Here is an 18096-nt window from a genome sequence, read left to right on the forward strand (position 1 = left end):
CAATCCTTTTGTTTTTATATAGACTTTGCTCTTTTTATTATATCATAAAGTTTGTTAAAACCATCCATAGGCGTCATATTTAATATGTCTATATTTTTAATTTCCTTAACCAGGGTTTCTTTTTTTATGTCCGAAAATCCCAATTGCCTATCTAATTTAATATTTTCTTCTTTTTTCAAGGTTTTATTATCTTCCTCATCATTAGAATTTTTAAAGGATGTCTTTTTATTATGTAGAGAATTATTGGATTTTTCATTTTCCAGGCTGCACAATATTTCTCTGGCTCTTTTCAAAACTTCTTCAGGAAGTCCGGCAAGTTTTGCAACTTCAATGCCGTAGGATTGATCAGCTCCCCCTCTTATGATTTTTCTCAAAAAAACTATATTGTTTTCCGATTCTTTAACGGATACAGAGTAGTTTTTCACCCCTTGTATCCTGCCTTCTAACTTGGTCAGTTCATGGTAATGGGTCGCAAATAATGTTTTGCTTTTTAATTTATTATTTTTACATATATATTCTATTACAGCCCAGGCTATACTGAGTCCATCGTAAGTACTGGTTCCTCTTCCAACTTCATCCAATAAAATCAAGCTTTTGTTGGTGGCATTTTTTAATATATTTGAAACCTCCCACATTTCTACCATAAAGGTACTTTTACCTGAAGCTAGATCATCTGATGCCCCTATTCTGGTAAATATCTTGTCACAAATAGATATAGAAGCGCTTTTAGCTGGTACGAAGCTTCCAATTTGAGCCATAATTACAATTAAAGCCACCTGCCGCATATAAGTGGATTTACCTGCCATATTGGGTCCTGTTATTAAAAGAAGCTGATTTTCAGAGGTATCCATATTTGCATTATTGGATATAAAATCTCCTGACGGAATCATTTTTTCAACTACAGGATGCCGTCCCTCTTTTATGGATATTTTATTTGAAAGAGTCATTTCAGGTTTACAATAATTATTTTCTACAGCTACTTTTGCCAGAGAGCTCAAGCAATCAACTTGGGAAATTATTTCAGCGGAAGATTGCATTCTATGAACTTCTTTTTCTATGGTATCCCTTATTTCTATAAAAGTATTATATTCTAAGGATATCAATTTATCTTCTGCTCCTAAAATCTTATCTTCCATTTCCTTTAACTCTGGAGTTATGTATCTCTCTGCATTGGAAAGAGTTTGCTTTCTTATATATCTGCCTTCCGGGACCAAATTCAGATTGCTTTTAGTTATTTCAATATAATATCCAAATACTTTGTTATAACCTATTTTTAGTGATTTTATTTTGGTAATGTCTCTTTCCCTATGTTCAAGAGCGGCTATCCAATCCTTCCCATGGATCTTTATTCCCTTTAATTCATCTATCTTTTTATTGTATCCTTCTTTTATCAAATTGCCCTCTTTTAGTGAAATAGAAGGATTTTCTAATATAGAACCATCTATCAGTGAGTATATATCTTTTAGTTCATCTAAATTTTCATACATGTTTTTTAATAAATTGGTTTTAAAATGTGACAATATGGATTTTACATCAGGTATTTTTTCTATTGAATTTTTCAGAAAATTTAAATCCTTGGCATTTACACTTTTAGAAGATATTTTTCCCACAAGTCTCTCAATGTCGTATATGTTTTTTAGTGCTTCCTTTAGATCTTCATGATAGGATATGTTACTGGAGAGTTCTTCTACGGAATCCAATCTCTCGATTATTTTATTCCTATCCATAAGTGGTTGTTCCAACCATCTTCTAAGTTGTCTTCCTCCCATGGCAGTATTGGTTTTATCTATGACCCAGAGAAGAGATCCCCTTTTCTTATTTTCTCTCAAGCCTTCCGTTATTTCCAGATTTCTTCTGGAATTGCCATCTATGGTCAAATAATCAACTACATTATAATATTGAAATTTATTTATGTGAGAAAAATTGGCTTTTTGTGTTTCATGTATATATTTTAAAAGGGAACCACAGCATTTTATGGTCTCAAACTTATATTTTTTTGGATTAAAATCTGTAAATTGTTCTCTTAATATTTTTTCTGTATCCCCCGAAAAATAGTCTTCATCCAACTTGGTAAAAGATCCATTGAAAAATTCTTTTATTTCATTTAATGCAGAGTGATCAATATTTTTTTGAATGAGAATTTCCTTTGGATTATACTTAGATATTTCGTCTAAAATTATAGGTAAATTAAAAGGAGTGTCTGTACAATTAAATTCCCCTGTGGATACATCTGCAAAGCATAGTGCGGAATTATTATTTTTATCTATGTACAAACACATTATATAGTTGTTTTTATTTTCTTCTAAAAAGGTGGAATCAGTATAAGTACCAGGAGTTACAAGTTTAATGATTCCCCTCTTTACTATACCTTTTGCAAGAGCAGGATCCTCTAATTGTTCACATATAGCTATTTTATAACCTTTGTTTATTAGCCGGCCCACGTATGAATTGGCAGCATGATATGGGATTCCACACATAGGGGCTCTTTCTTCCATCCCGCAATCTCTTCCAGTAAGAACCAATTCAAGTTCTCTAGCTGCTGTTTTTGCATCATCAAAAAACATTTCATAAAAATCACCTAATCTAAAAAACAGTATATAATCTTTATATTTTTCTTTTACTTCCATATACTGTTTCATCATTGGAGTTAATGTCACTTTAGTTCCTCCTTTTATTGTATCTGTTTACCTGAAAGTGAAAAGGAATTTGATTTAGTTATTTCAACTTTAACCAATTTACCTATGAAGTCTTTATCACCTTCAAAATTAACCAGTTTGCCCGTTCTTGTTCTTCCCATAAGTTTTGTGCTGTCATTTTTACTGATACCTTCCACTAATATTTCTTCTATCTTTCCCATGTAGGCTTTATTTCTCTTGGCAGAGGATTTATTTATAACTTCTACAAGTCTGTTGAATCTTTCATGTTTTACACCTTCAGGAATTTGATCTTTGGACTTATCGGCAGGGGTATCTTTTCTTCTAGAATATATGAAAGTAAAAGCGGAATCATATTCTACTTTTTTTGCCAGGTCTAAGGTTTCTTCAAAGTCCTTTTCCGTTTCACCTGGAAATCCAACCATTATATCTGTAGTAATAGATGCCTCGGGAATTTTTTCCCTTATCTTATATATAAGATTTAAGTACTGTTCTTTGGAATAATTTCTATTCATTTTTTTTAATATGTCAGTAGAACCAGATTGTACAGGAAGATGTACCTGTTCGCATACTTTATCACATTCTGAAATTGTATCTATAACATCTTCAGTTAAATCCTTAGGGTGTGATGTCATGAATCTGATTCTTTCAAGTCCATTTATCGTATTTATTTTCCTTAAAAGTTCACTGAAACTTATTTTTGGAATCAGGTTTTTACCATATGAGTTTACATTCTGGCCTAAAAGTGTGATTTCCCTATACCCTTTTGAAACCAAATTCTTTATTTCATTTTCAATATCTTTAGGTTTTCTACTTCTCTCTCTTCCCCTTACATAAGGAACTATACAATAGGTGCAGAAGTTATTGCAGCCATACATTATGGTTACGAAAGCCTTTATAGTGCTCTCCCTATCTATTGGAACCCCTTCTATAATCCCTGTCTCCCTGTCTTGAATTTCCACCACCGAACTGTTTTTCTGATGTACTGTATTTAAATATTCAGGAAATTTATAGGCATTATGTGTTCCAAAAATTATATCTACAAAGGGATATTTTTTAATTATATTTTCTGCCATGTGTTTTTGCTGCATCATGCATCCGCATACAGCTATTATAAGTTGGGGGTTTTGTGCCTTTAATTCTTTTAAAGTACCTAAATGTCCATATACTTTAAGTTCTGCATTTTCTCTTACACAACAGGTGTTGAATATAATCAAATCTGCATGAATTTTATTTGCTGCTTTTTTATATCCCATTTTTTTTAACATTCCAGACAACTTTTCTGAGTCCTCTTCATTCATCTGGCAGCCCCATGTTTCAATAAAAAAGGTTTTATATTCCTGATTTTTACTGCAATTTTGCATATCTGTAGTATATTTCTGTGTTATCATTTTCCGTTCTCCAATTCATATTGATTTTACTATATAATTATATCGTTAATATCTAATTGTGTAAACACGCCGCAATTACTGCTGCTATTATAATATATCTTTAGATTTAAAAAGCATCAATTCCTTTCATTTTATTAATGATATAATATATTTGCTTATTAAGATTATACTCTAAATATTCATATGTGCTATATAAAATTCATAAAAACGATGCTATATTAAAATTCTTATTGAAAAGATCCTTTAAAAATTATATTATTATAATATAGGATGATACATTTATAAAGGAAGAAGTCAGCAATAAAATTTTTCTGATTTTTTCGACTTTTAAATATGTACTATTAGTTTATTAATAAAGTGACAATACCTAGAGAGTTTATTTACAAGGAGGCGATAAAAAGATTAAAGTATTTTAGTATTTATTGGGGGGTGGATTTTTTTCATGAAAATAAATTTTTCACAACGAGCAGATGGACTAAAAGCTTCAGAGATAAGGGAGCTTTTAAAATTAACTGAAATGCCGGAAATAATATCTTTTGCCGGAGGATTACCTGCACCAGAATTGTTTCCTGTAGAAGAAATGAAAAAAATAATGCAAAATGTTTTAGAAAAAGACGGAACCTGTGCTATGCAATATAGTACTACAGAAGGATTTAAACCATTAAGGGAAATAATAGCGAAACAGAGAATGGTTACTTCAGGAGTACATGTAACTGGTGAAGACATAATTATAACTAGCGGCTCTCAACAGGGGATTGAATTTTCTGCAAAAATGTTGGTAAATGAAGGAGATACTATAATATGTGAAAGTCCAAGTTATATGGGAGCAATTAATGCATTTAAAGCCTACAGACCTAAATTTACTGAAATAGAAATGGATGAAAATGGTATGATAATGGAGAAGCTGGAGGAAGAGCTTAAAAGGGATAAAAGAGTCAAGATGATTTATACCATTCCAGATTTTCAAAACCCTACAGGAATAACTATGTCTGATGACAGGAGAAAAAAACTGGCTGAGCTGGCTAAAGAATATAGAGTTCCTGTGATTGAGGACAATCCCTATGGGGAACTTATTTTTGAGGGCACAACTCATCCTTCTATAAAGAGTTTTGATAAAGATGGATGGGTAATATATCTTGGCACATATTCAAAGACATTTTGTCCTGGTTTTAGAATTGGATGGATATGTGCTGCCCCTGACATACTTCAAAAATATGTCATAATAAAACAGGGGGCAGATCTTCAGACTAGCAGTTTGGATCAAAGGGCCGCTGCCTTATTTATGGAAACTTACGATTTAAATGAGCATATAAGGGAAATAAAAAAAGTTTATGGTAAACGTCGAACTCTTATGCTTGAAGGTATGGATGAGTATTTTCCAAGAGAAGTTAAGCATACTAATCCTTATGGAGGACTGTTTACTTGGGTTCAATTGAAAGAAGGATTAAGTTCTAAAGAAATATTGGAAGAAGCGCTAAAAGAAAAAGTAGCATATGTTCCAGGAGGTTCTTTTTTTCCAAATGGTGTACGGGATAATTATTTTAGATTAAATTATTCATGTATGTCGGAAGAAAAAATTGTAGAGGGAATTAAGAGACTTGGAAAGGTTCTGTATAAATATTATTGATTTTTAGAATAAAATCTCTCCTTTTAGGTTAAACTTTCTCTAAAAGGAGTGGATAGTATGTATGATATAAAAGATTTTAAAGAGATAGAAGAAAACAAATGTAAAATAAGAGCTAATTGCATTGGAGACAGAGGATATTTTAATAGCTTTCAATATCAAAGTATGTTTGAATTAAAGTCAATTCATGTTCCTATGAAAAATGTGATTAAATGAGAAGATTTTATTCTTACATTTTCATAATTTAAATCAAAAGTGGAGGGGTAATTCTTATGAAATTATCAAATAGAATTTTAAATATGCAATTTTCACCTATACGTAAATTGGCACCTTATGCTGCTGAAGCCAAAAAGAGAGGCATAAAGGTGTATCACTTAAATATTGGACAACCTGATGTGAAAACTCCGGATTTATTTTTTAAAGCAATTGAAAATTTCAAAACAAGTGTTCTGGCATATACGGAATCACAGGGAATGGATGAACTTCAGGAAAGCTTCATAGAGTATTATAAAAAATGGGGTACTGAATTCACTAAAAAGGAATTAGTAGTAACCAACGGCGGCAGTGAAGCTATAATGTTAACTTTTATGACAATATGTGATCCTGGGGATGAAATAGTTTCGCCTGAACCATTTTATACAAACTACAATGGCTTTGCGGAAACAGCTTCAGCTAAAATGGTTCCTTATCTGACGAAAGCGGAAGATGGATTTCATCTACCAAACAGGGAAGTAATAGAAAGTAAAATAACTGACAAAACAAGGGCACTTATGATTTCAAATCCTGGGAATCCAACAGGAACAGTGTATACACCTGAAGAACTTAGAATGCTTGGAGATATAGCTAAAGAACATGACTTATATTTAATAGCTGATGAAGTTTATAGAGAATTTGTATATGATGGACTGCAATATACATCTACTCTCAGCTTAAAAGACATTGAAGATAGAGTAATAATCGTAGATAGTATATCAAAACGTTATAGTGCCTGTGGTGCAAGAATTGGATTAGTTGCTTCAAAAAATCAAGAGTTTATGCATAATGTAATGAAATTATGTCAATCAAGACTTTGTGTACCTACTGTTGAACAAGTTGGAGCTATTGCATTAAAGGATACCCCAGAAAGTTACTTTGTTGAAACAAGAAAAGAATATCAAAAGAGAAGAGATATATTGATGGAAGGCCTAGGTAAAATTTCTGGCGTAGTATGCAAGAAACCTACGGGTGCCTTTTATGTAGTTGCTAAATTGCCTGTTAAGAATGCAGAGAATTTTGCAAAGTTCTTATTAACTGATTTCAGCAAGGATGGCAAAACAGTAATGGTTGCTCCTGCCAATGGTTTTTATGCCACCCCTGGATTAGGACAAGATGAAATAAGAATATCTTATTGTTTAAATTGTGATGACTTAAAGAATGCTGTAAATCTATTGAAAATAGCAATAGATGAATATAAAAAAACCAGAGAGTAATTTAACATAAAAAAGTTCCCATACTGATTGGGAACTTTTTTCTATATATTGTTTTAACGTTTTAATTCTAAATGATATTGTTCTTTTTCCACTTCAAATCCAATGCTTTTATACAAGTTTAAAGCTATATAATTGGAATCCTTTACTTTTATTATTATCTTATTAAATCCGTTGGAATATATTAGTTTTAGAAGATATGTTAAAAGACATTTACTATATCCTTTGCCCCTATATTCTTTGATTATTCCGAAATTTACTATAACAGGAATCCCCTTTTCTATTATAAATTGGCCATAGCCTATATGTTTATTGCTTTTTTTTAAGAAAACTGCTCCTCTTTCAAAGTAATAATCTTGAATCTCATCAAAAAAAATATCTTCTAAGGTAAGAGGAACTCTGTCATCTTCTTCAAATATTTTATTCTGTATTTCGCATCTTTTTTCTTCATCTTTGCCCTTTCGTAGTATTTCAAATTCAAGCTCTTTATTTAAGATGAGATGTATACTTTCAGATAACTCTTTATACAAAATTAATGTACCCTCTTTTTTTTCAAATCCCATACTTTTTAATAAATTGAAATTATAATTATTGTTTTCACATAAATATTTTACAGTATAATGTTCTTTAATAGTATTTATCAAATATTTATAAGGTAAATTATCCATATTGTTATATCCATATACTACATTGAGGGCATTTATATTACAAATATTTTTATGATAGATATCTGTCCAAATGTAGCCTATATATTTAACATTGTTTTTAATAAGCTTTACTTTCCTTCTTAAAATCATTTGCTGAGCAAAGTTACAATCATCATAAGTTTGAAAAAAATCTTTATTTAAAGAATTAAATAAAGATCTTTTCCCATTTAGCTCTCTAAAATATTTTAAATTTTTTTTTATTAACTTTATGCATTTATACATTTAATTTTCACCTTATAAAATAAAAGATCACCTTAGACGATGATCTCTTATATATTTGAAGCTTTTACTTCTACTACATGTTCGAAGATGCCTCTTTTTATTTCTGTTGCTGTCATATTTTTTGCATCAAACTTCTCAGTCATATAATTACAAGCATCCCAGGGATTTATTCTATCTCCGCAAGTAAATATGTCCACAGCAGCATAACCAAGTTCTGGCCATGTATGAATGGTTAAATGGGATTCTGATATTATAACTACACCACTCACCCCTTGTGGGCTGAATTTGTGAAAAGCAACTTCTCTCACTTCGGCACCTGCTTTTAATGCAGAATCCACCATTATTCTTTCTATAAATTCTTTATTGTCCAGTATTCCAGCATCACATCCATAGATTTCTGCTAAAATGTGTCGCCCTAATTCATTCATTTTTCATATTTACCCCCTTAGATAAAATATAACAATTAAATTTTATCAAAAATAACAAAAAAGTCAATATATATGGTGATATTAAAAAATTACTTTTGAAATCTTTTAATCTTTAAATATTTCTTTCATTTCCTACATATATTGAATGAAAAAGAATATTCTATAAAAGGTTATATTTCAATTTCTAAGGTAGTAAGTTAATGGCAAGATCAAATTTGAAATACTAGACAGAATTATATTGTAAAAATTTATAAAATCAGATCTCATCCACTTCTTTTATACTTAAAGCTATTTTTTCATTATCCTTATTCACTTCTAAAATCTTTGCTTTTACCTCTTCACCTATTTTTAGTACATCCTCAGGCTTATCTATTCTCTTATGGCTTATTTGAGATATATGAACGAGTGCATCCACTCCAGGTTCCAATTCTACAAAAGCACCAAAACTTGCAAATCTAACTACCTTTCCAAGAACAACACTACCTACCGGATATTTTATTTCAACGTTATTCCAAGGATCCTCCATAAGCTTTTTTAAAGATAATGATAATTTCCTCTTATCTTTATCTACGTCCAATATATAAACTTTAATTTTATCTCCTATTTTTAAAACATCACTTGGCTTACCTATTCTTCCCCAAGACAGTTCAGATACGTGAAGCAACCCATCAACTCCCTGTACATCAACAAAGGCACCAAAGTTGGTTAATCTTCTAACTTCTCCTTCTACTACAGTATCCTTTTGAAGTATATTCCAGGTTTTTTCCTCCATTTTTTCTCTTTCTGCTCTTAAGATTTCTCTTCTTGAAGCTACTATTCTGGTCCCTCTTTTTTCCTCTTTAAATTCAATTATATTTACGTTTAATTCTTTATCTACATATTGGGAAAGATCATTTACGTGATATAATTCTACATGAGAAGCCGGTATGAAAACTCTGGCACCTTTATAGTTTGCCACAAGTCCACCATTTACGGCTTCTTTTACTGTGACTTGTAGAACGGTATCCTTCCCATTATTTTCTTTTAATTCTCTATAAGCATTTTCTCTATCCAATTCTATTTTAGATAATACTACATATCCATCTTCATTTTGCCTTCGCAGTACCTTGACTTCTAATTCATCACCTAAATGTATTAGTTGTTCTAAATCATCCTCTTCATTTTTAGTTATTTCAGATTTAGGAAGTATACCATCCGATTTATATCCTATATTTAAAAAGACCTCATTTGGATTTACAGATATTACAGTACCCTTGATTTTTTCTCCTAGTATTATTTGAGTATCATTTTTATCCATGTAAGATAGTTGTTCATTTAATGCTAAATTTTTGTCATCACTCATTTTTAAAATTGCCTCCTTTATTATCCAATCTGGTGTTGAAGCTCCTGCTGTAACACCTATAGTTTTTATTTTATTAGAGTTAATTATATTATCAGGTATTTCTCCTGAATTTTCAACATGAATAGTGTTTTTACAATTATTTTTACATATTTCATATAATTTAGTGGTATTAGAGCTGTTTTTGCCCCCCAATACTATCATCATATCAACTTTTTTTGAAATATTATCTGCGGACTTTTGACGAAATTCTGTGGCACTACATATTGTGTTAAAAGCAATAAACTCTTTGCATTGTTTAATTACTACATTTAGTACCTTTTGCCAGTTGGATTGTCTTTCCGTAGTCTGTGATACTATACAAAGCTTTGATGGAAGTTTTTTTAGGTTTAGTCCATCCTTAGATATAATTGCAGTGTTTTTACACCAACCATTTATCCCCAGTACTTCAGGATGATCTTTATCACCTACTATTAATATAGAATACCCTAATTTATAATATTTTTGTACTTTTCTTTGTATATTTGAAACATATGGACAGGTAGCATCCACTATATTTATTTTTTTACTTCCCAAAAGAGTAAATATATATTCAGGTACTCCATGGGAGCGTATTATGATCACATCTCCTTCTTTAAGATTGTTTATGTCATCCATTTCTATAGAAAATATCCCTTTTCCCTCTAACTTTTTCACTACATTGTTATTATGAATTAAGGGTCCTAAAGTGTATATGCTTTTTTTGAACTTTTTCTGAGTACTTACAGCTTCTTCAACAGCCCTTTTTACTCCAAAACAAAATCCAGATTTATCTGCTAATATAATTTCCATAATTTCACCTTGAATTTTCTAAATTGTGTTCTTTAATGTATTTTCTTATGTACCCTGAAATAACTTCTACTACATCTAAAATGGAAAGATTAGAAGAATCTATTTCTATGGCATCTTCTGATTTTATAAAAGGCGAAGTTGTTCTATGTGAATCTATATAATCTCTTTTAATTATCTCATCTAATATCTTATCATACTCTGCAGATATGTTTTTTCCATTAAGCTCCATACATCTTCTCTTGGCCCTTTCACTGGCACTAGCTGTAAGAAAAAATTTTAGTGGAGCGTTTTTTAAAACCACAGTACCTATATCACGTCCATCCATGATTACATTGCATTTTGATGCCATTTTCTGCTGTAGATCTACCAGTAATTTTCGCAGCTCAGAAATGGCAGCATAATTAGATACATTGCTGCTTACCTTAGGGTATTTTATAAGTTCTGTAAAATTCTCACCATTTACTATGATTTTATCTCCTCCAAAATGTATGTTAAGTGATTTTGCAATTTTACAAACGCCTTTTACATCTGTATAGTTTATATTTTCCCTCATACACATAAGGGTAACGGCTCTGTACATCAATCCCGTATTTATGTAAACAAGGTTAAATCTATGGGCTATAATATTTGCTATGGTACTTTTACCTGCGGCTGCAGGACCATCAATTGCTACAGATATGTTCAAAATAGTATTCCGCCTTTCTAATTGAAGCCATATAATTATAAGTAAAATTTTATACATACTATATTTTATTATATATTCTATAAAAAAGTATAAAATCCTTTATTTTATAGGATTAATTTAATACACCCAAGTGCATTTCAAATACAAAATCACTTGATTTGAGTTCCAGCCAGAAATCCAGTAGATAAAGCAATTTGCATATTAAAACCTCCGGTATAGCCATCAACATCTATTAACTCTCCTGCAAAATATAAATTAGATATTATTTTGGATTTCATTGTAGATGGATCTATTTCTTTTACGCTGACTCCGCCAGAAGTAATTATGGCCTCTGATATAGGACGAAGTCCCTTTATGTTCATTGAAAGATTTTGAAGTAAATTTACTAAATTCAATCTTTCTTCTTTAGTTATAGAATTACATTTTTTATCCGGCGCTATATTAGATAAATCTACAATTACATCTGTTAATTTTTTAGGAAGTAAATCATCCAGAGAATTTTTAAAGTCTTTATTTGAATACTTCAAAAAGTCTTTTTGAACTCTTTTATTCAGTTGTTCAAATTGCAGGGCAGGTTTTAAATTTATAACTGCTTTTAAATTGGTATTGTTTTTTACTACCCTACTTGCACTTAATACAATAGGGCCGGATATGCCAAAATGAGTAAATAACATTTCGCCGAATTCCTTATATAAAATATTATTTTCAGGATCTACTATGCTTAAGGTTACATTTTTTAATGAAAGTCCCTGAAGCTTTTTTATCCAATTTTCATTTATTCCTATGGGCACCAGAGCCGGGTTTAAATTTGTTATAGTATGGCCTAAATCTTTGGCCATCTTGTAACCATCTCCTGTGGAACCAGTTTGAGGATAAGACAATCCTCCTGTACAGAGTATAAAATAATCTCCTCCTATTATAGAATTATCCTCAAGTTGAACCGATTTTATAAGTTTATCATTGAGAATAAATCCTTTTACCCTAGAGTTTAATTTTATTAACACCTTTTCTTTAATAAGCTGTTTTTTCATAGCTTCAATTAAATCAGAGGATTTATCTGATTCAGGAAAAACTCTATCTCCTCTTTCAACTTTTAGTTTGACTCCCAGATCACGGAAAAAATTCATAGTGTCTTCATTTGTAAATGAATAGAGGGAACTGTATAGAAAATGAGGATTTCCAGGAATATAATCAAAAAACTCATCTATGCCCTTCCAGCTGGTTATATTGCATCTTCCCTTCCCTGATATAAACATCTTTTTACCTAATTTTTCATTTCTTTCAATTATAATAATTTCATTATTATTTTTTGCAGCAGCTATTGCTGCCATCATTCCAGATGGGCCACCACCAATTATTATTACTTTTGCCATTAGTTCACACACCCTATTTTGTATAAGAATACGTATATTACTCTTATTATAGTAATATACTGTACGAATTTATTCAATATAAATATTATATAAATTTGCAATCTTTAAATTTAAATGTCTATAGCGGCCGACATAATCGTATTGTAATGAAGGTTTTATATAATATATTTTAATCCAATATAAAAAACAGGCGAATCTATTTTAAATTCGCCCATTTAAAATCTCATATTAATATTAGTAAATTCCCTGTGCATACATTGCATCTGCCACTTTTACAAATCCAGCAATGTTAGCTCCTGCTACTAAATTGTACCCAAATCCATAAGTCTGGGATGCATTTTTACAATTATTATATATATTAACCATTATGCCATGAAGTTTTTCATCAACCTCTTCTGCTGACCATGATAATCTTTCACTATTTTGTGACATTTCAAGTGCAGAAGTAGCAACTCCACCGGCATTAGCTGCTTTTGAAGGTCCAACTATTACGTTGTTTTTTAAGAAATATTGTACGGCTTCATTAGTGCAAGGCATGTTGGCAACTTCACATACAAATTTAATTCCGTTGTCAACTATTTGTTTAGCATGTTCTAGTTGTATATCATTTTGAGTAGCACATGGCATTATTATATCAACTTTAACTCCCCATGGCTTTTCATTTGCAAAGAATTTAGCGCCAAATTTGTCTGCATAATCTTTTACCTTGTCTCTTCCAGAAGCACGCATTTCCAATAAGTAGTTTATTTTTTCATCAGTAACTACTCCATCAGGATCATATACATATCCATCTGGTCCAGAAATAGTAACAACTTTTCCACCCAATTGAGCAACTTTTTTACATACTCCCCATGCAACATTTCCAAATCCTGATATAGCGATAGTTTTACCTTTTAAATCAGTTCCTTCATGTTTAAGAAGTTCTTGACAGAAATAAGTTGCACCAAAACCAGTTGCTTCTGGTCTTATTAAGCTTCCACCGTAAGATAATCCTTTTCCTGTAATAACGCCATTTTCAAAGACACCTTTTAATCTTCTGTACTGTCCATATAAATATCCTACTTCTCTTGCTCCTACACCTATATCACCAGCAGGAACATCTATATCAGGACCTATATGTCTGTATAATTCAGTCATAAAGCTTTCACAAAATCTTCTTACTTCACCATTGGATTTTCCCCTTGGATCGAAATCCGAACCACCTTTAGCTCCTCCTATTGGAAGTCCTGTTAGTGAATTTTTAAGTATTTGTTCAAATCCTAAGAATTTAATAATTCCTATATAAACGGATGAATGAAATCTAAGTCCTCCTTTATAAGGCCCTATGCATCCATTAAACTGAACTCTGAATCCTCTGTTGACCTGCACTTTACCATTGTCATCTACCCAAGGAACTCTAAAAACTATTTGTCTTTCCGGCTCACAAAATCTTTCCAAAAGATTTTCTTCCATGTATTCAGGATGCTTTTCAAATACTGGTCCGATGGTTCCCAAAACTTCTTCCACCGTTTGTAGGAATTCAGGCTCATTTGAATTTCTTGCTTTTACTTTTTCAATTACTCCATTGACATAATTTTGCACTTTTTCTTCAGTCATAAGTAATAACACCCTCCCTATGTGATTATTAATCACTTATTTATAAATTATAGAATTAAGACATTTATAATTTATCTTATAGTAAAGGTATTCTATATAAAGTTGAAATTTCCTTCTTAATTCACATAAATTCTTTTAAAAATTTTAAAAATTGTTGTATATCATTCAATTTTTCAAATTTTAACTAATTTTGGTCTTTAAAAGAATATACTTGATATTCTTTCCAAATATCCTCTAAATCTGAAAAAGTAGAAGATATCTTCTCTTTTTCTTGTAATCCCACCGCAATAATCAAGGCGTTAATTACGCTTAAAGGTGCTACTAATGAATCTACAAATGAAGCCATGTTGCTTTGGGCAATTAAAGTATAATCCGATCTAGCTGCAAGAGGTGACAAAAGACTGTCAGTAATTGACACTACTTTAGCATTTCTGCTTTTGGCAAAAGCTAATGCCTCAATAGTTCTCATTGCATATCTCGGGAATCCTATACCTATTACTAGATCCTCTTCTTTTAAATTTATCATCTGCTCAAAAATATCGCTTATTCCATATCCAACTACTTTTACGTTATCTAATATTAGATTTAAATAAAAGCCAAGAAAATCTGCAATTGCAGTAGAACTTCTAAGACCCAATATGTATATTTTTTTAGCTTCAAATATACTATTTACTACATCGTCAAAAGTTTTATGATTTATCTTTTCAAGGGTAGCTCTTATATTTTCCATATCGGATTTTAAAACACTCTTTAAAGGACTTTCTTGACTTACAAAGTCATTTGATAATTCTATTCTCTGTACAGTAGTGAGCTTATTTTTTATAAGTTCCTGGAGGGATTTTTGCAATTTTGGATATCCTGAAAATCCAAGTTCATTTGCAAACCTAACTACTGTAGATTCGCTTACACCTACATTCAAACCTAATTTTGCAGCTGTCATAAATGCTGCTTTGTCGTAATGCTTTAAAATATATTCGGCTATTAATTTTTGACCTTTACTTAGCCTGGGAAATTTAATTTGAATTGTTTTTATCAAATCTAGATTATTGGCATCTTCCATTTTCATTCATTCCTTTCTATCTATCTTGAATTCGTCTTGCAATATTTGTTTCATTTTATCATCTATTGATTAAATTATCAAGGTATCTTTCAATTGTTTATCTATTTTCTTTATAAATATTTATTACACTTTTATTGGATTTTTCGGATACTCCCAAAACTATACCATAGTTACTTAAATTTTTATTCAAGAAATCTATAATTTTATACATATCATCATAGCGTTTGAATCCTTTTGATGAAATTAATTCTAATTCATTATTTTTCATAATACAGTTTCACCTTCATTTTTATTTAATAATAATTTCAATAGATTATATGAGTCAGCTCCTTATATAATCTATTTCTTTTTCAGTCAGATATCTCCAGCTTCCTTCCTTTAAATTACCCAATTTTATATCTCCTATGGCTATTCTGGTTAAATTTATTACGGGGCAGCCTATTGCAGCACACATTTTTCTTATCTGCCTGTTTTTACCTTCATGTATTCCTATTTTAACTTTTGAATTATTTCCACTTTTGTCTATACTGAGTATTTCAAAATTTGCAGCGGCAGTTCTATATCCGTCTATATTTAATCCATTTTTGAATTTTTCTATGGCCTCATTAGAAGGTATGCCTTTTAATGAGGCTATATATATCTTATTTCGCTCTCTTTTAGGGTGGGCTATGTTATTATATACCTTTCCGTCATTTGTCAATATAATCAATCCTGAGGTATTATAATCCAGTCTACCTATTGGATAAATTCTTTCCTCTACTTTTACAATATCAAGTAGTGTATTTCTTCCCCTATCATCTTTAACTGTGGAAACATATCCTATAGGTTTATTCAACAATATATATATCTTTTCACTTTTCTTTTTTACTATCACATTATCTACAGTAATTTTATCTTTTTCATCATCGATTTTTGAACCTAATTTATTTATGGTAACATCATTTACTTTTACTCTTCCCTGTAATATTATATTCTCACATTTTCTTCTTGAAGCTATGCCACAATAAGCCATATACTTTTGCAACCTTTCTATCATGTTATCACCTTACCTATTATTTATACATTGTATTGCAATTGATTATTTACCATTATTTATGATTTTCCTAATAATAATATTGACTATATACTACATTATGAAGCAATCAAAATCAAATCCTTGTCAGTTAAAGATATCTAAATAGTAATTTCCAAAGTAGCCAACAGCAGTTATGGGATAAAAGGCTAAAAAATAACCCTCAACGATATATCATATATCACTGAGGATTGTTTCCTATTCCATTTCCTGTATGCTTATCTGTCTAATATGTTTAGTGTGATCCCATTCTTTGTTATTCTTGTCCAATATTCCTTGTATTGTTATTGGTATCCAAGTCAAAGTATATATTCCGTAAAGTAAATACCATATAAATATTTTAAGAGAATGTTTACCACCATTTAAAGAGATAAACGATACAAATATAAGCAGGTATACTATATTTCCAATCAACATTTCCATAAAAGTAGGGGAAGTAAAAATGTATGAAAGTACTATTATATTAAGAGAATACAGTGCAAATATAGAAAACATCTTTTTAGAAAGTTTACACTCCAATGTCATTATAAAGGGTGTAATCAAGAACTGAAATATACTAAAGATTTTCCATAAAGCCGGCATAAACAATGAATTTATAACAAATATATTTAAGCCATGTTCATTGTTATTTTGTAAAATAGTTATTAAAGCCGAAAGTCCAATCAACAGTGTTATAAAAGGCTGTATAGTGTATACTGCACAGTCAAATGCTGTAAGACTTTTATCTCTTATTGCTTTTTTTATAAGCTTAAAGAAAAATCTGGAGGAAACGTCAGTAAAACCTTTCATCCATCTTTTTCTCTGATTCCAAGATTGTTTTAATGTTAAAGGTTTTTCATCATATACCACTGCATTATGAGCCCATCCTACCTTGTGACCATTTAACACTAATTTACAGGTGAACTCCAAATCTTCTGTGAGACAAGTTGCACCCCAACCCAATTCTCTAAGTATATCTGTATTCATACAGAAGCCGGTACCACAGATTTGTGTTGACAATCCAAGATTTGATCTAGATAATTGGAAGAGCCTGTTTGTGGTCCAAAATGAAATTGAATAAGAACCAGTTATCCATGAATCGTTGGGATTTTTACTATCAACGTAACCTTGAACAACCTTATATCCTTTACTCAATTTATAGTTCATCTCAATTAAAAAGTTTTTTGAAACTAAATTATCAGCATCGAAGATAGCTATGGCATCATATTTTTTATCCATTTTAAATATCTTATTAAACATCCATTCAAGGGCATATCCTTTCCCTCTTTTATCGGGAACTTTTCTTTCATATACATTTACATTATATTTTTTTGCTATATCTGCAGTACCATCATTACAGTTATCTGCAATTACAAAAATATCATACATATTTTTAGGATAATCCATATCCTTTAAACTCTCTATTATTTGTGCAATAACCATTTCTTCATTATGAGCTGCCACTAACAGTGCAAAAGTGTTTTTAGGAGCACAATTCTGGGCGCCGTTATCTCTTCTTTTATAGAGTCCAAATAAAGAAAGTATTAAATAATATATTGTGATTGTAAAAACTGACATTTGAAAAATAAATGTAAAATTAAAAATAAACTCTTTCATCACAAAAATCCTTCCTTAATATATTTATTCTATTGTCCCCTAACAAATATAT

At 30.6% G+C, this 18096-nt stretch carries 15 protein-coding genes; 3 read left to right on the forward strand and 12 right to left on the reverse strand.

From position 1 onward, the window contains the following. Positions 1–14 precede the first annotated feature (14 nt). Together mutS and miaB are read right to left on the reverse strand one after the other, a co-directional pair. Entirely contained in the window at positions 15–2657 is a 2643-nt protein-coding gene (gene mutS / locus AB8U03_RS07255) for a DNA mismatch repair protein MutS (RefSeq protein ID WP_369703883.1), read from the reverse strand. Positions 2658–2671: 14 nt separating this feature from the next. Further along, positions 2672–4018 carry a tRNA (N6-isopentenyl adenosine(37)-C2)-methylthiotransferase MiaB gene (miaB, locus tag AB8U03_RS07260; RefSeq protein WP_369703936.1) on the reverse strand — a complete coding sequence of 449 codons (1347 nt, stop codon included), beginning with the start codon at positions 4016–4018 and terminating at the stop codon, positions 2672–2674. Positions 4019–4487: 469 nt separating this feature from the next. Here miaB and AB8U03_RS07265 point away from each other — a divergent pair, with 469 nt between their 5' ends. The 3 genes from AB8U03_RS07265 to AB8U03_RS07275 are packed head-to-tail and all read left to right on the forward strand — an operon-like array spanning position 4488 to position 7138. Next, positions 4488–5672 carry an aminotransferase-like domain-containing protein gene (locus AB8U03_RS07265; protein ID WP_369703884.1) on the forward strand — a complete coding sequence of 395 codons (1185 nt, stop codon included), beginning with the start codon at positions 4488–4490 and terminating at the stop codon, positions 5670–5672. 57 nt (positions 5673–5729) lie between these two features. After that, positions 5730–5885 carry a hypothetical protein gene (locus AB8U03_RS07270; RefSeq protein WP_369703885.1) on the forward strand — a complete coding sequence of 52 codons (156 nt, stop codon included), beginning with the start codon at positions 5730–5732 and terminating at the stop codon, positions 5883–5885. A 56-nt stretch (positions 5886–5941) separates the two neighbouring features. Further along, positions 5942–7138, forward strand: coding sequence for a pyridoxal phosphate-dependent aminotransferase (locus AB8U03_RS07275; protein WP_369703886.1), 1197 nt, complete (start codon positions 5942–5944; stop codon positions 7136–7138). A 53-nt stretch (positions 7139–7191) separates the two neighbouring features. On the opposite strand, the gene AB8U03_RS07280 is transcribed toward AB8U03_RS07275, so the two are convergent. The 10 genes from AB8U03_RS07280 to AB8U03_RS07325 all read right to left on the reverse strand — a co-directional run bounded on the left by AB8U03_RS07280 (position 7192) and on the right by AB8U03_RS07325 (position 18044). Next, a complete protein-coding gene (locus AB8U03_RS07280) occupies positions 7192–8064 on the reverse strand; it encodes a GNAT family N-acetyltransferase (RefSeq protein ID WP_369703887.1) in 873 nt (290 codons plus the stop codon). A 47-nt stretch (positions 8065–8111) separates the two neighbouring features. Beyond that, on the reverse strand, positions 8112–8492 hold the full coding sequence (gene speD, locus AB8U03_RS07285) for an adenosylmethionine decarboxylase (RefSeq protein WP_369703888.1): 381 nt from the start codon (positions 8490–8492) through the stop codon (positions 8112–8114). 256 nt (positions 8493–8748) lie between these two features. Continuing rightward, entirely contained in the window at positions 8749–10662 is a 1914-nt protein-coding gene (locus AB8U03_RS07290) for a bifunctional 4-hydroxy-3-methylbut-2-enyl diphosphate reductase/30S ribosomal protein S1 (RefSeq protein ID WP_369703889.1), read from the reverse strand. Positions 10663–10666: 4 nt separating this feature from the next. Then, the gene (cmk, locus tag AB8U03_RS07295) at positions 10667–11347 is read right to left on the reverse strand and encodes a (d)CMP kinase (RefSeq protein WP_369703890.1); all 681 of its coding nucleotides are present in this window, start codon (positions 11345–11347) and stop codon (positions 10667–10669) included. A gap of 149 nt (positions 11348–11496) precedes the next feature. Next, the gene (locus tag AB8U03_RS07300; RefSeq protein WP_369703891.1) at positions 11497–12720 is read right to left on the reverse strand and encodes a BaiN/RdsA family NAD(P)/FAD-dependent oxidoreductase; all 1224 of its coding nucleotides are present in this window, start codon (positions 12718–12720) and stop codon (positions 11497–11499) included. A 234-nt stretch (positions 12721–12954) separates the two neighbouring features. Then, positions 12955–14316: an NADP-specific glutamate dehydrogenase gene (gene gdhA / locus AB8U03_RS07305; RefSeq protein WP_369703892.1), complete on the reverse strand. Its 1362-nt coding sequence runs from the start codon at positions 14314–14316 to the stop codon at positions 12955–12957. A 184-nt stretch (positions 14317–14500) separates the two neighbouring features. Beyond that, entirely contained in the window at positions 14501–15376 is an 876-nt protein-coding gene (locus AB8U03_RS07310) for a MurR/RpiR family transcriptional regulator (RefSeq protein WP_369703893.1), read from the reverse strand. A 97-nt stretch (positions 15377–15473) separates the two neighbouring features. Then, positions 15474–15644 carry a DUF4264 family protein gene (locus tag AB8U03_RS07315; protein ID WP_369703894.1) on the reverse strand — a complete coding sequence of 57 codons (171 nt, stop codon included), beginning with the start codon at positions 15642–15644 and terminating at the stop codon, positions 15474–15476. 54 nt (positions 15645–15698) lie between these two features. Next, entirely contained in the window at positions 15699–16412 is a 714-nt protein-coding gene (locus AB8U03_RS07320) for a pseudouridine synthase (protein WP_369703895.1), read from the reverse strand. A 234-nt stretch (positions 16413–16646) separates the two neighbouring features. After that, positions 16647–18044, reverse strand: a complete 1398-nt coding sequence (locus tag AB8U03_RS07325) for a glycosyltransferase family 2 protein (protein WP_369703896.1) — start codon at positions 18042–18044, stop codon at positions 16647–16649. Positions 18045–18096 lie beyond the last annotated feature (52 nt).

The sequence above is a fragment of the Clostridium moutaii genome, assembly GCF_041205085.1.
GTDB lineage: Bacteria > Bacillota > Clostridia > Clostridiales > Clostridiaceae > Clostridium_B > Clostridium_B moutaii.

Coding starts and splice junctions, on each gene's coding strand:
- miaB (WP_369703936.1), bottom strand. CDS start 4,018: ATGCAAAATTGCAGTAAAAATCAGGAATATAAAACCTTTTTTATTGAA.
- AB8U03_RS07265 (WP_369703884.1), top strand. CDS start 4,488: ATGAAAATAAATTTTTCACAACGAGCAGATGGACTAAAAGCTTCAGAG.
- AB8U03_RS07270 (WP_369703885.1), top strand. CDS start 5,730: ATGTATGATATAAAAGATTTTAAAGAGATAGAAGAAAACAAATGTAAA.
- AB8U03_RS07275 (WP_369703886.1), top strand. CDS start 5,942: ATGAAATTATCAAATAGAATTTTAAATATGCAATTTTCACCTATACGT.
- AB8U03_RS07280 (WP_369703887.1), bottom strand. CDS start 8,064: ATGTATAAATGCATAAAGTTAATAAAAAAAAATTTAAAATATTTTAGA.
- speD (WP_369703888.1), bottom strand. CDS start 8,492: ATGAATGAATTAGGGCGACACATTTTAGCAGAAATCTATGGATGTGAT.
- AB8U03_RS07290 (WP_369703889.1), bottom strand. CDS start 10,662: ATGGAAATTATATTAGCAGATAAATCTGGATTTTGTTTTGGAGTAAAA.
- AB8U03_RS07300 (WP_369703891.1), bottom strand. CDS start 12,720: ATGGCAAAAGTAATAATAATTGGTGGTGGCCCATCTGGAATGATGGCA.
- gdhA (WP_369703892.1), bottom strand. CDS start 14,316: ATGACTGAAGAAAAAGTGCAAAATTATGTCAATGGAGTAATTGAAAAA.
- AB8U03_RS07310 (WP_369703893.1), bottom strand. CDS start 15,376: ATGGAAGATGCCAATAATCTAGATTTGATAAAAACAATTCAAATTAAA.
- AB8U03_RS07315 (WP_369703894.1), bottom strand. CDS start 15,644: ATGAAAAATAATGAATTAGAATTAATTTCATCAAAAGGATTCAAACGC.
- AB8U03_RS07320 (WP_369703895.1), bottom strand. CDS start 16,412: ATGATAGAAAGGTTGCAAAAGTATATGGCTTATTGTGGCATAGCTTCA.
- AB8U03_RS07325 (WP_369703896.1), bottom strand. CDS start 18,044: ATGAAAGAGTTTATTTTTAATTTTACATTTATTTTTCAAATGTCAGTT.